We start from the raw sequence: 12,071 nt of genomic DNA, 5'->3' as shown, positions 1-12,071 counted from the left end.
CCGGCCCCGCGCCCCCGGCCAACACCCGTCAGAGCTGCTCGAACGCCTCCACGACCCGCCGCGCCGCCGAGTGCGCGCTGGCCGGGTTGGCTCCGGTCACGACCCGCCCGTCGGTGATCGAAAGGTCGTCGAACGGCTGGGCAGGGGCGACGTACTCCGCGCCCGCGTCCGCCGCGCTGTTCTCGATCAGCGGGGCGTTGTCGTCCTTGATCCGTTCGATCAGCCCGAGGTCGATCTCGCCCTGGGTGGTGAAGCCGGTGATCCGCTTGCCGTTGACGATGGACTTGCCGGTTTCCTTGTCGCGCACGTACGGCAGGATCGCCGGGCCGTGGCAGATGGCGGCGACGATGCCGCCGTTGTCCCAGATTCGCTGGGCGACCGACTGGAGCGCGGCGGCCCCGGGGTAGTCGTAGATCGCCGCGTGCCCGGCGGCGGCGAAGAAGACGCCGTAGTCGTCCGGGTCGACGTCGGCGGCCTTCTTCAGGTTCTTGTTCAGGCTGACGCTGAACGGCGCCTCGGGATCGCGGTAGACCGCTTTGTCCTCCTCGGTGAGGAACTGGTCCTCGGTGGAATGCGCGTCGAGCCCGAAGGAGCCGGTTTCGCTGACCAGGTCGACTTCGAACCCGGCGGCGGCGAAGACCGAGTACGGATGCAGTGCCTCGGTGTAGAACAGGCCGGTTTCCGAACCGTCCTCGTAGAACTCGAAGTGCTTCGCGGGGATGGCGATGAGGGCCTTCTTCGGCAGTGCCACGATGCCTTCCTTTCCCGGCCGATTCGCCAGGCCGGACAGTGGTTCCGACACCCGCCTCGGTCACGGGCGTCTGCCTGGGGGAACGAGGCGGGCCGAGCAGGGCATCCTGGCGCCGGGGAATGCTGTCGCCGGGAACTGCCCGCGTTGTACTGGGGAACAACGGCGGCGTTCAGCGGTCCTGCGGCACGGCTTCGAGGGCGACGGCCAGTTCGGCGATGTCGGCCGGGTTGGCGAAGGAATGCCCGGTGAGTTCCTGCACCCGCCGCAGCCGGTACCGGACGGTGTTGCGGTGGCAGTGCAGCTGCTTGCCGGTTCGCTCGGCGGAGCCGTCGTTGTCGAACCAGGCCCGGATCGTGGCGAGCAGGGTTTCGCGGTCCTCGGCGGGCAGTTCGAGGATCGGCCCGAGCACCGCCTGTGCGACGCGGACGCCTTCGGCGGGGGCGTGCGCGACGAGACCGGCGACCCGGCCTGCCCGGAAAGCGCTGACCTGCTTGCTGCCTTCCGGCGCGGACACGAGCGCGATCCTGGCCAGGCGGACCGCCCGCGGGGTTTCGCCGATGGCTCGATAAGGCTGGCTCATCCCGATCCGGGCCTTGGCGATTTGCCGCAGCAGGGCGACGAGCGGCTCCGGGTCGCTGTCCGGAAGCGCGACGATTCCCGTCTGCAGCGCGGGCGTCAGCCGCCACACCGAAACCATGCCGTGCTCGGCGAGGCGCTGTTCGATGCCCGGCAGCGGTTCGTCGGCGCGGCGGGTTTCGGCCATGACGACGACCAGGCCGGCGTCCGGCGGGAAGCCGAGCAGCGAGGTGATTTCCCAGTGCGTCGTTCCCGCGACTGGTTCTCCGGTGAACAACGCCTCCGCGAGCGCGGACCGGCGCCGCTCGCGCGCCAAGGTCAGTTCGGCCATCGTCGCCCGGTACGCCTCGGTCAGCTGGATGGCGTACTCGTCGGTGAGCAGCCACAAACCGCGCCCCGCGGCGAGCAGGGCACGCATCAGCGCGGGCCGCTGGTAATCCGCCGACGCGGCGAGCGTGTCCCACAGCGCGGTGAATCCCAGCCGGTAGGCCCGCAGCACCTCGGGCAGTGGCGCACCTTGGCGCGCCCGCCGGGCCCCGGTCTCGCGCGGCGCGGAGAAGTCGTTGCCGCCCTTCGGATCGCGCAGCGCGGCGATCATGAACCGCATGTTCGCCTCGACCGACCGGCGCAGATCCTCCGGCTGGACGAGCCCGTCGTCGCGGTAGATGTCGATCTCGTCGCGCACGCGGGCGACGTGGGCGTCGACGAGCCGGGGGAGTTCGGCCTCGGCCCGCCTGACGACCTCGCGGAGATCGTCGCTCATGTCCGGCCCCTTCCCGGCTCTTGTGCCGGCGGACAGACCGGGTTGGCCCGCCCGACAGTCTTGGTTGCTTCCGGTTCGCGGGCACTGCGATGCTCGGCGTGCGCCCGGAAGCCCGCCGACTGTCCGCAACGGACCGCGCTCACCGGCTTCCGCGCATCAGGTCGACCGCGAACTGCGCGTACTCGGCCGCGATCTGCTCCGGGGAGGTGGGCCCGTCCGCACGGAACCATTGCGGCAGCGACGTGCACATGGTCGCCACGGCCCGGGCGGCGTCGCGCGGATGCCGCGTCGCGAACTCGCCGTCCCGGATCGCGGCGTCGACCTCGCTGTCGAGCAGCCGCTGGATTTCGGTGCGGCTGGCCGCGATCCGCGACCGGTTCGGCTCCTCGAAGCTCCGCATCTCGCTGGCCCCGATGAAGGCGAGGTCGCGGCGCTGGGCGTGGAACAGCGCGAGCGCCTCGACCATGTTCGCGAAGCGTTCGACCGAGGTGCCGCCGTCCGCGCGGGCGGCGGGGATCCGCCAGTGCAGTTCGGTCATCGCGACGTCGAGAATGGCGGCGAGCAGGTGCTGTTTGCTGGGGTAGTGGTGATAGACGCCGGGGACGCTCATCCGGGCGTTCGCGGCCACCAGCCGCATGGTCGCGCCGTGGTAGCCGGTGACGACGAACGTGGCGATCGCGGCGCGCAGCACCGGGTCGAGGTCCAGCGGCGCGAACGTGCGCCAGGGCCGGCCGGGCGCCGGGGGCCGCTCCTCCGGCGCGGTCCGCGCGGCGAGCAGGTCCGCCGCCGACGTGCCCAGCGCGTCGGCGATCCGGCCCAGCCGTTCCACGGTCAGGCCGGTCTTCCCGTTCTCGACCGCGCTCAGCGTCCCGGCGCTGACCCCGATCCGGCGGGCCAGTTCGCGCAGCGGCATCCGGGCCCGCGTCCTGGCCTGCCGGACGAGCGGTCCCGCCCCCGGTTCGGTCGCGAGATGTTCAGGCATTCTGAACACGATAGTCCATCCGGTAGCCGTTGTCTTCACCAGTTCGGGGAGGTGTATTGACAAAGCGTTCGGCCGGGCTCACTCTGGCACCGCACTGAACGCGACCGAACGCTCGTACGGCTTTGTTCAGAAACCGATTGGCTCGACGTGGAGGATGATCGATGAGCGACGCACCCGCCCTGACCGACCTGCTGGCGAACGCGCCGTCGAACTGGGGGAAGTGGGGCTCCGGCGACGAGGTCGGCGCGCTGAACTACCTGACCGAGGCCGAGGTCCTGCGCGGCGTCGCGGAAATCGGCTCCGGCAAGGTGTTCACCCTGCAGCGGCTGATCGGGGACCCGGCCGGCGAGCCGGTGTGGCCGGGCCGCCGTCCCGCCGAGCGCGAGCAGGTCATCGACGAGTCCGCCTGGGACGAGGGCGGCGACGGGCCGGAATTCCCCGGCGGCCTGCACTACGCCGACGACAAGATCGAAGCGTTCCTGCAGGGCTCGACGCAGTACGACGCGCTGGGGCACGTCTGGTACGACGGCCGGATCTGGAACGGCTACGACGCGCGGAGCACCGTCGGCGGCCTGGACAAGGCCAGCGTCGCCCCGATCGCCGAACGCGGCGTGGCGGGCCGCGGGGTGCTGCTGGACATGGCCCGGTTCCGCGGCAAGGACCACCTCGACGCGGGCGAGACGTTCACCCACGAGGACCTGGAGGCCTGCGCCGAGGCGCAGGGCACGAAGATCGAGAACCGGGACATCCTGCTGATCCGCACCAACCACCTGCGGCTGTTCTTCGACCAGGGCGACGCCTTCTACGACGGATTCTGCGAGGCCGGGCTCGTCTACTCGCCGGAACTCGTCGAATGGTTCCAGCGCCGGGAAATCCCGAACCTGGTCACCGACACCATCGCCAACGAGGTCACCACCGACCCGAACACCGGCGTGGCCCTGGTGCTGCACAACGCGTTGATGCGCAACCTCGGCGTCGTGTTCACCGAGATCTGCGACCTGGAGAAGCTCGCCGCCGACTGCGCCGAAGACGGCAAGTACACGTTCTTCTACGCCGCGGCCCCGCTGAAGATCCACCGGGCGAGCGGCTCGCCGGTCAACCCGATGGCGGTGAAATGAGCGCCTACACCGCGAAACCCTGGCTCGCGCTCTACCGCGAGGGCACCCCCGCCGAGATCAGCCCGGAACACGACACCGCGCTCGCCCTCTTCGACGCGTCCGTCCGCCGCGCTCCGGACACCGTGCTGATCCGCTACTTCGACGGCGCACTGACCGTGCGCGAGGTGGACGAGGCCGCGAACGCGCTGGCGGTCGCGCTCGCGGACGACGGCTTCGCCCCGGGCGACCGGCTGGCCCTGTTCACCCAGAACAACCCTGCCTACCTCATCGGCCTGCTCGCCGCGTGGAAGGCGGGCGGCACCGCGGTGTCGATCAACCCGATGAACCGGGCCCGCGAGCTGAGCTATCTGCTCGCCGACTCCGGCGCGACGGCGCTGCTCGCCCTCGACGAGCTGTACGCGGAGGTCGCCCGCGACGTCATCGCCGAGGGCGGGACCGCGGTGCGGACGGTCGTCACCACGTCGGCACTGGACTGGCAGACCCGCAACGACCCGCGCCTGTTCGGCGAGGCGGCCCGGCGCCGCGACGAGGGCGTCCGCGACCTCGCCGAGGTGGTGGCGCAGCACTCCGGGCGCACGATCACGGCACCGGACCCGCAACCCTCCGACCCGGCGGTGCTGACTTACACCTCCGGCACCACCGGCGTCCCCAAAGGCGCGATCAACACGCACCGCAACCTGGTCTTCAACGCGCAGACCTACCGGGACTGGATCGGCCTCGGCGAAGCCGACACGATCCTCGGGATCGCCCCGCTGTTCCACATCACCGGGCTCGTCGGGCACGCCATGCTCGCCCTGCTGCTGCCCGCGCCGCTGGTGCTCGCGCACCGCTTCCAGCCGGCCGTGATGCTCGACGCGATCCGCGAGCACCGGCCGACCTTCACCATCGGCGCCATCACCGCGTTCACCGCGCTGGCAGGCGTTCCGGGAGTGAGCCGAGAAGATTTCTCCTCGCTGACCGCGGTCTACTCGGGCGGCGCCGCCATCGCGCCCGCGGTCGCGGAATCGCTCGAGAACCGGCTCGGCATCCAGGTGCACAACGCCTACGGCCTCACCGAGACGAGTTCGCCGTCGCACTGCGTTCCGCGCGGCGTGCGAACACCGGTCGACCCTGCTTCCGGTGCGCTTTCCATCGGTGTCCCCGTCTTCAACACCGTGGTGCGGGTGCTCGACGAGGCCGGAGCGGAGGTCCCGGCCGGGCAGATCGGCGAGCTGGCCACCTCCGGCCCGCAAGTGGTGCCGGGCTACTGGAACAAGCCCGACGCGACCGAGGAATCGTTGCCCGGCGGGGAACTGCGCACCGGGGACGTCGGGTTCATGGACGAGCACGGCTGGTTCTATCTGGTGGACCGCAAGAAGGACATGATCAACGCGGCCGGGTACAAGGTCTGGCCGCGCGAGGTCGAGGACGTGCTCTACACCCACCCCGCCGTGCGCGAGACGGCTGTCGTCGGAGTGCCCGACCCGTACCGCGGCGAGACGGTCAAGGCGTACGTCTCGCTCAATCCCGGCGCTGCCGTGTCCGCGCAGGACCTGGTCGACTACGCGAAGGAGCGGATGGCGGCCTACAAATATCCCCGTCTTGTCGAATTCCTCGACGAGATCCCGAAAAACGCCTCCGGCAAGATCCTCCGCCGCGAACTGCGGGGCAGGCCGGCGGAAAGCCCCGCCGGGGAAAGGAAATCCGGATGATCCGCGAACTCGCGCAGATCGACGTCCGCCCCGGCACGGAGGCGGAGTTCGAAAAGGCGGTGGCCAAGGCCAAGCCGCTTTTCGACCAGGCGGAAGGCTGCCATGGAGCCGTGCTGTGGCGCGGGGTCGAGAAACCGGCGCGCTACCGTCTGGTCGTCCTCTGGGAAACGGTGGAGCACCACACGGTGACGTTCCGGGGCTCGCCGGATTTCCAGCGGTGGCGCGAGCTGGTGGGGGAGTACTTCGCCGCTCCGCCTGAAGTCGAGCACGTCCACGAAGTGTGAGGGAAACGCCCATGCGCGCGGTGAAAATCAAGGACGGCCAGTTCGAACTCGGCGAGGCGCCCGACCCGGCCGCGGACGGCGACCAGGTCGTGGTCCGGATTCGCGCGGCCGGACTGAACGCGGCGGACCTGCAGCAGGCCCGGGGCGCCTATCCCGCCCCGCCGGGCTGGCCGGACGACATCCCCGGGCTCGAGATCGCCGGGGTGGTCGAAGACCCGGGGCCGACCGCGACCGGCTGGGCCGCCGGAGACCGGGTGATGGCAGTAGTCGGCGGCGGCGCGCACGCCGAACGCATCGCGGTCCCGGCGAGCCTGCTGCTGCCGATCCCGGACTCGGTCGACGACGTCCACGCGGCCGGTTTCCCCGAAGCGTTCAGCACCGCCTGGGACGGCCTGGTCGACCCGGCCGGCGTGCGCCCGGGCGAGCGAGTCCTGGTCACCGGGGCGGCGGGCGGCGTCGGCACCGCGATGGTGCAGGTCGCCGCACTCGCCGGGGCCGACGTCGTCGCGAGCGTGCGCCGCCCGGAGACACACGCGGCCGTCCAGGCCTTGGCCCCCGAGGCGACGGTCGTGACCCCGGAGCAGGAAGAGGAAAACGGTCCGTACGACATCGTCGTCGAACTGGTCGGCGGCAAGGACTGCCTGCGCCGGGTGCGGTGGCTCAACCCGTACGGCCGGATCCTGGTCATCGGAGTCGGCGCCGGGGAGGAGACGACCCTGCGGCTGTTCGACCTGATGCGAGTCCGCGGCCGGGTGCTCGGGTCGACCATCCGGGCGCGCAGCACCGTCGAAAAGGCAGCACTCGCGAACCGGGTGCGGAAAGGCCTCCTGGCCGCGCTCGCGACGGGACGGCTCACCGTGCCGGTGGACAGCGTTTATCCGTTGGAGCAGGCGGCTGAGGCTTATGTCCGGCTGGGCACGCCGGGAAAGCTCGGCAAGATCGTGCTGCGGACGGAGTGACCGCAGACGGCGCTTGAGCCCGAAAATCGCCCGCGAGCGGGCTCAGGCGTCGCCCTTGATCTTCTTCATTGTCAGGTGCGACGTGACCCGCAGGACGCCCGGCAGGCCGGACAGTTTTCGCGTCTGGAATTCCTCGTACGCGGCGTGATCGGCGACCGCGACGCGGATGAAGTAGTCCGGGCGGCCGAAGAGGCGGCGGAACTCGATCACCTCGTCGTAGGAGGCGATGGTGTCCTCGAGCGCCTCGATGGTCGCCCGGTCGGTCGCGTAGACCTCGAGGTCGATCAGCGTTTCCAGCCCGCGGCCGACGGCTCCGGGGTCGAGCACCGCGCGGTAGCCGGCGATCACTCCCGCGTCTTCGAGGCGCTTGACCCGGCGCAGGCACGGGGGAGGGGTGAGCCCCACTCGTTTGGCGAGTTCGACGTTGGTCAGCCTGCCGTCCTGACGCAAGTGAAATAAAATTTCCCGATCCACCGCGTCTAGTCGTACTACATTGCTCACGGACCCAGTATAGAGCCATCATCGGACACCAAATTAGCCGAGCGCTGACGTAGTGTTCCAAGCGTGCAAACCGTCTCCGACCTGGCTGTTCGTGATCGCTCGCCCGCGCTGGCCGCGCTGAAGGAGTGCGGGTCCGTCGGGATCGGCCTGGTCCCGCTCGGGCTCGCGTTCGGCGTGTTCCTCACTCATTCGGGCCTCGCCTGGTGGTGGGCGACGATCTTCACCACGTTCATCTACGCGGGCTCGTTCGAGTTCCTGCTGATCGGCCTGGCCGCGGCGGCGGCCCCGCTGGCGTCGATCGGGCTCTCGGCGTTCCTGGTCAACGTCCGGCATGTCTTCTACGCCCTCTCTTTCCCGCTGCATCGCGTGCGCGGCCGCGGGGCGCGGGCTTACAGCACGTTCGCCCTCACCGACGAGGCCTACGCACTGTCCACAACGGACGCCGCCCGCGAGTGGAACGGCGCGCGAATCCTGTGGCTGCAACTGTTCCTGCACCTGTTCTGGGTCGGCGGAGCCACCGCGGGCGGACTGCTCGGCTCGCTGATCCCGAGCGGCGTCGTCGGCCTGGACTTCGCCATGACGGCCTTGTTCGTAGTCCTCGCGCTCGACGCCGTCCGCGACCGCAAAGGCGACCTGCCGACTCCCGTGCTCGCCGCCCTGAGCGCGGTCGTGGCCCGGGTGGTCTTCCCCGGCCAGATGCTGCTGGCGGCTTTCCTGCTGTTCGTCGCGGGACTGGTCGTGCGCGGCGTCGTCGCCCAGCGGAGCGTGAGCAATGCCTGACGCCGCCTACCTGCTCGCCGCGGTCGCGGTCTCCGCCGCGGTCACGTGGGGGTTGCGCGCGCTGCCGTTCGCCGTGCTGGCCCCGTTGCGCGCCAGCCGGACCGTGCAGTATCTGAGCACCCGCATGCCCGCCGGCGTCATGGTGATCCTGCTGGTCTATTGCCTGCGCGACGTGTCGTGGACGTCGGCGAGCGCCCTCGCCCCGACCATCGCGCTCGCCGTGACGATCGGCCTGCACCTGTGGCGCCGCAACGCAGTGCTCAGCATCGTCGGCGGCACTGCGGTGCACGTTGTGCTGGCGAGCGTGCTGTTTCCGGTATGATCCGAAGGTGGATCACCCTTTTTCCGCGCTGGAGCGGCGGAATTCCCTGCTTCGCGACTCCGGTCTCGTCGTAGTGGCGGAGAGTTATTTCGACGGCCCTGCGCCGATGGCCGCCTGGCGACCAGTGATCAGCGGAAATGCGGTGCCGACCGTGCGAGTGCCGTACGAATCCGGTCCGGACGAGTATGTGCCCGAGGTCGATCGATGCTGGGAGTCGGTGGCGGAGAAACTCGGCGTTTTCGGTCCGGGCGGAGATTTTCTGCTCAGCGTCGGCATCGACGGAATGGGCGCCCTGCCGTGGGCGCACGTCCGCCGCGGCCGGAACCTTTCTCTCGCCCGGCATCTCGCCGACAATCCCGGCGATCCCGAATTCGTGACGATGTCCGTGGACGGCCGCGTCGTGTGCGGAGTGACCAGCGAGGAATACGACGTCTGGATCGTCGAAGCCAGTCTTGCTTGACCGGGCAGGGCATCCCGGCCAGCCCATGCCCGAGGCTTCCGGTTTCTCCGCGGCCATGGCCCGCCCGGCCCGAGGAACCTGCTGGCGTGGTCGGTGCCGAGCCGCGCCTCGAGATGAAGCAGCGCGCCCATCGCCCAGTGCTGATCGTAATGGCAGTCGGGGCGGGCCAGGTACCGGTCGAGGCAGCCGGCCAGCAGGTGCGCGTCCCGCCGTGTGCCGAACCGGACGAGCGCGGAGCAGAATCCCTGGCCCGCGCAACAGAGTTTGCTCGCCAGCAGCAGCTCGCCGATCAGCTCGCGGTGCTCTTCGCGGCGGTCGAGCCCGGCCAGCCAGGCCGCAGTCAGTCGACGATGGCGCCGAGCGCGGGTTCCCGGCGATGGTTGCGCATACGCTCATCCTGCCGGAGCGGGAGCAGATCGACCAGCAGGGCCCCGGAGGGGCACCGGCAGTACCTGTATCAAGAGGTCCTCCCCGCCGTCGCCCGGCCGATTTAGCCTGCTGTCACGGCTTCCTCCCGAACAACGGGAGCACCAGGCCAGAGCCATTACCGAAGGAGCACTTTTCAGTGCAGAAACGCAAACTCGGACAGCAGCTCGAAGTCTCCGCCTTGGGACTCGGGTGCATGGGCATGAGTTTCTTCTACGGTTCGCCCCCGGACCCGTCCGAGATGACGAAGCTGCTGCGGGCCGCCGTCGAGCGTGGCGTGACTTTCTTCGACACCGCCGAGGTCTATGGGCCTTTCACCAACGAAGAGCTGCTCGGACAGGCGCTGGCGCCGGTCCGCGAACAAGTCGTGCTCGCCACCAAATTCGGTCTCAAGCACGGAGAACACGGACCGGCTCCGGCGTCGGGGCTCGACAGCAGGCCCGAGCAGATCCGCCGGGTGACCGAGGCCTCGCTCCGGCGTCTGCGGACGGACTGCATCGACCTGCTGTACCAGCACCGCGTCGACCCCGAAGTGCCCATCGAGGACGTGGCGGGCACGGTCAAGGAGCTGATCGCCGAGGGCAAGGTCAAGCACTTCGGCCTGTCGGAGGCCGGGGCGACGACGATCAGCCGCGCGCACGCCGTGCAGCCGGTGACCGCGCTGCAAAGCGAATACTCGCTCTGGATGCGCGACCACGAAGCCGAGATCATTCCGGCCCTGGAGAAGCTGGGCATCGGCCTGGTGCCCTACAGCCCGCTGGGCAAGGGCTATCTGACCGGCACCATCGACTCCCGCACCTCGCTGGCCGACAACGACCTCCGCCGCCTGCTGCCGCGCTTCGCCCCGGAAGCACGGCAGGCCAACCAGGCACTGGTCGACCTGCTGAAGGAGATCGCCGGGGACAAGGGAGCCACCCCGGCCCAGATCGCGCTCGCCTGGGTGCTGGCGCAGAAGCCGTGGTTCGTGCCGATCCCCGGCACCACCAAACTGCACCGCTTGGAGGAGAACCTGGGCGCGCTCGAGGTCGAGCTGACCTCTGGCGACCTGCACCGCATCGAGGAGGCCGCGAACCAGGTGCAGGGCGAACGCGTCCCCGAGGGGTTCAAGTCCCTGTTCGGCCGCTGACTCGAGAAGAACCCCCCCGCAGAGGCGAGCGAGGCGCCGGGGATTCGCTGAACCCGGCTCCACCGCACGGGTTCGCGAGGAGCGGGCCGATGCTCGCCGGTCCGTCGCGACTCGCCTTGGCGTTCGCGATCGCTTGATTCGCAACGGAATGCGTTGACCGCGCCAGCCGGCGCATTCCGGAAGCCTTGCCACGACACGGTTCGCACAGTGAGCGTGCTGGTGGCCCCGCGGTGGGATGTCCGCGGGGCCACCGCTTCGGAGATCGGTCAGGCGAGGTTCAGGCCGTACGACTGGAGTTCGAGGGTGAGCGGGTAGAAGTAGCTGGTCTGCGTGTCGCCGCCGGAGAGGGTGCCGAGGCCGGTCGAGCCGTCGTAGGCCGGGCCGCCCGAGTCGCCGTGGTCGGTCTGGGCGGTGGTGCCGAACTCGTGGTTGAGAACGCCGACGTCGAAGTTCACCGATTCGTCGACCGAGGTGACCTCGCCGGAGCCGCCGCCGGTGGTCGAGCCCTGCTTCTCCATCTGCTCGCCGACCGTCGGGTCGGCGGCGGCGGTGATCGCCTGGCCGGTGTTGATTTCGCCGGGTCCGGTGCCGTTCGGACGGGTCAGCAGCCCGGAGTCGGCGCCGGGGCAGTCGCTTTCGACGATCTCGGCCCCGGAGACGTCGTCGCCGGACCAGGTGCCGCCGAGGTTGGTGCAGTGCCCGGCGGTGAGCAGGAACGGCTCGCCGCCGCGGGTGACGTTGAAGCCGAGCGAACAGCGGCTGCTGCCGTTGCTGATCGCGTCGCCGTCGGCGATGTACAGCTCCAGTTTGCCGGTCCGGTGTTCGATCCGGGCGCTGTCGCCGAGCCGGGCGGCGGCCTCGGCGACCTTCTTCGCGACTTCGGGCTTGGCGGCCGAGTAGATCTTGACCACCACCTGGTTCGCGCGGGTGTCGATTCCCCACGCGGTCTGCGGGACGTTCTTGACGGTGTCGAGCTGATTTTTGGCCTGGGTGAGCTGGGCGAAACTGTGCTTGACCTTCTTGGCGGTCAACCCGGCGGCTTCGACTTTGCGCGCCGACGCGTCGTCGAGAACGTTCACGACGGCCTTGCCGTGGTCGAGCCAATAACCGCCGGACGACGCGCCGAGCGTATTCGTCAGCTGCGAGGCCTGCTGGACCGCAGCGTGCTGCAGCTGGGCGAGGGACTGAACCTGCGCGGTCGCGGCGTGGGTGCACATGCCGGTCGCCAATGCGGCGGCGGACATTGTGGCGAGAATGGACAGCGATTTCCGGAGTGCCATGGAGTTTCTCCTCGCTTATTCGTGGTTGTACGGCACGTACTTTCCGCTCAGA

General features: G+C 69.8%; 13 protein-coding genes and 1 pseudogene. 8 read left to right on the top strand and 6 right to left on the bottom strand.

All coding sequences use genetic code 11. The features are described from left to right. Positions 1-28: 28 nt before the first annotated feature. The 3 genes from SSMG_RS23075 to SSMG_RS23065 form a co-directional block, all read right to left on the bottom strand. Entirely contained in the window at positions 29-751 is a 723-nt protein-coding gene (locus SSMG_RS23075; protein ID WP_199785962.1) for a DJ-1/PfpI family protein, read from the bottom strand. A gap of 169 nt (positions 752-920) precedes the next feature. Next, entirely contained in the window at positions 921-2,090 is a 1,170-nt protein-coding gene (locus SSMG_RS23070; protein WP_037714574.1) for a CdaR family transcriptional regulator, read from the bottom strand. Between the two features lie 139 nt (positions 2,091-2,229). Beyond that, a complete protein-coding gene (locus SSMG_RS23065; RefSeq protein WP_078560855.1) occupies positions 2,230-3,072 on the bottom strand; it encodes a TetR family transcriptional regulator in 843 nt (280 codons plus the stop codon). 161 nt (positions 3,073-3,233) lie between these two features. Here SSMG_RS23065 and SSMG_RS23060 point away from each other — a divergent pair, with 161 nt between their 5' ends. The 4 genes from SSMG_RS23060 to SSMG_RS23045 are packed head-to-tail and all read left to right on the top strand — an operon-like array spanning position 3,234 to position 7,124. Continuing rightward, on the top strand, positions 3,234-4,190 hold the full coding sequence (locus tag SSMG_RS23060; RefSeq protein WP_009079913.1) for a cyclase family protein: 957 nt from the start codon (positions 3,234-3,236) through the stop codon (positions 4,188-4,190). Further along, positions 4,187-5,881 (top strand): AMP-binding protein, encoded by a 1,695-nt coding sequence (locus SSMG_RS23055; protein WP_009079912.1) that lies wholly within the window; start codon positions 4,187-4,189, stop codon positions 5,879-5,881. Before SSMG_RS23060 ends, SSMG_RS23055 begins: the two co-directional genes overlap by 4 nt. Continuing rightward, on the top strand, positions 5,878-6,165 hold the full coding sequence (locus tag SSMG_RS23050; protein WP_009079911.1) for an antibiotic biosynthesis monooxygenase: 288 nt from the start codon (positions 5,878-5,880) through the stop codon (positions 6,163-6,165). The genes SSMG_RS23055 and SSMG_RS23050 overlap by 4 nt, the downstream gene beginning before the upstream one ends. An 11-nt stretch (positions 6,166-6,176) precedes the next feature. Then, positions 6,177-7,124 (top strand): zinc-binding dehydrogenase, encoded by a 948-nt coding sequence (locus tag SSMG_RS23045; protein WP_009079909.1) that lies wholly within the window; start codon positions 6,177-6,179, stop codon positions 7,122-7,124. A 42-nt stretch (positions 7,125-7,166) separates the two neighbouring features. Here the strand turns inward: SSMG_RS23045 and SSMG_RS23040 are convergent, their stop codons facing one another. After that, complete coding sequence (locus SSMG_RS23040; protein ID WP_009079907.1) at positions 7,167-7,625, bottom strand: Lrp/AsnC family transcriptional regulator; 459 nt, start codon at positions 7,623-7,625, stop codon at positions 7,167-7,169. Between the two features lie 63 nt (positions 7,626-7,688). On the opposite strand from SSMG_RS23040, the gene SSMG_RS23035 reads away from it, so the two are divergent. The 3 genes from SSMG_RS23035 to SSMG_RS44380 are packed head-to-tail and all read left to right on the top strand — an operon-like array spanning position 7,689 to position 9,187. Beyond that, positions 7,689-8,405, top strand: a complete 717-nt coding sequence (locus SSMG_RS23035) for an AzlC family ABC transporter permease (RefSeq protein WP_009079904.1) — start codon at positions 7,689-7,691, stop codon at positions 8,403-8,405. Next, the gene (locus SSMG_RS23030) at positions 8,398-8,727 is read left to right on the top strand and encodes a branched-chain amino acid transporter permease (protein WP_009079903.1); all 330 of its coding nucleotides are present in this window, start codon (positions 8,398-8,400) and stop codon (positions 8,725-8,727) included. Before SSMG_RS23035 ends, SSMG_RS23030 begins: the two co-directional genes overlap by 8 nt. Before the next feature lie 7 nt (positions 8,728-8,734). Next, complete coding sequence (locus SSMG_RS44380) at positions 8,735-9,187, top strand: hypothetical protein (RefSeq protein ID WP_009079901.1); 453 nt, start codon at positions 8,735-8,737, stop codon at positions 9,185-9,187. Positions 9,188-9,240: 53 nt separating this feature from the next. Here the strand turns inward: SSMG_RS44380 and SSMG_RS47105 are convergent. Continuing rightward, a pseudogene (locus SSMG_RS47105) lies at positions 9,241-9,531 on the bottom strand (DUF6000 family protein); the annotation flags it as partial. Between the two features lie 221 nt (positions 9,532-9,752). Between SSMG_RS47105 and SSMG_RS23015 the strand changes: the two are divergent. After that, complete coding sequence (locus tag SSMG_RS23015; protein ID WP_009079899.1) at positions 9,753-10,739, top strand: aldo/keto reductase; 987 nt, start codon at positions 9,753-9,755, stop codon at positions 10,737-10,739. A gap of 266 nt (positions 10,740-11,005) precedes the next feature. Here SSMG_RS23015 and SSMG_RS23010 read toward each other — a convergent pair whose 3' ends face one another. Beyond that, positions 11,006-12,019 carry a S1 family peptidase gene (locus tag SSMG_RS23010; RefSeq protein ID WP_009079898.1) on the bottom strand — a complete coding sequence of 338 codons (1,014 nt, stop codon included), beginning with the start codon at positions 12,017-12,019 and terminating at the stop codon, positions 11,006-11,008. Between the last annotated feature and the right edge of the window lie 52 nt (positions 12,020-12,071).

Source organism: Streptomyces sp. AA4 (assembly GCF_000158875.1).
Taxonomy (GTDB): domain Bacteria; phylum Actinomycetota; class Actinomycetes; order Mycobacteriales; family Pseudonocardiaceae; genus Amycolatopsis.
This window is presented reverse-complemented; position numbering and strand designations above follow the sequence as displayed.

Coding starts and splice junctions, on each gene's coding strand:
- SSMG_RS23070 (WP_037714574.1), bottom strand. CDS start 2,090: ATGAGCGACGATCTCCGCGAGGTCGTCAGGCGGGCCGAGGCCGAACTC.
- SSMG_RS23065 (WP_078560855.1), bottom strand. CDS start 3,072: ATGCCTGAACATCTCGCGACCGAACCGGGGGCGGGACCGCTCGTCCGG.
- SSMG_RS23060 (WP_009079913.1), top strand. CDS start 3,234: ATGAGCGACGCACCCGCCCTGACCGACCTGCTGGCGAACGCGCCGTCG.
- SSMG_RS23055 (WP_009079912.1), top strand. CDS start 4,187: ATGAGCGCCTACACCGCGAAACCCTGGCTCGCGCTCTACCGCGAGGGC.
- SSMG_RS23050 (WP_009079911.1), top strand. CDS start 5,878: ATGATCCGCGAACTCGCGCAGATCGACGTCCGCCCCGGCACGGAGGCG.
- SSMG_RS23045 (WP_009079909.1), top strand. CDS start 6,177: ATGCGCGCGGTGAAAATCAAGGACGGCCAGTTCGAACTCGGCGAGGCG.
- SSMG_RS23030 (WP_009079903.1), top strand. CDS start 8,398: ATGCCTGACGCCGCCTACCTGCTCGCCGCGGTCGCGGTCTCCGCCGCG.
- SSMG_RS23010 (WP_009079898.1), bottom strand. CDS start 12,019: ATGGCACTCCGGAAATCGCTGTCCATTCTCGCCACAATGTCCGCCGCC.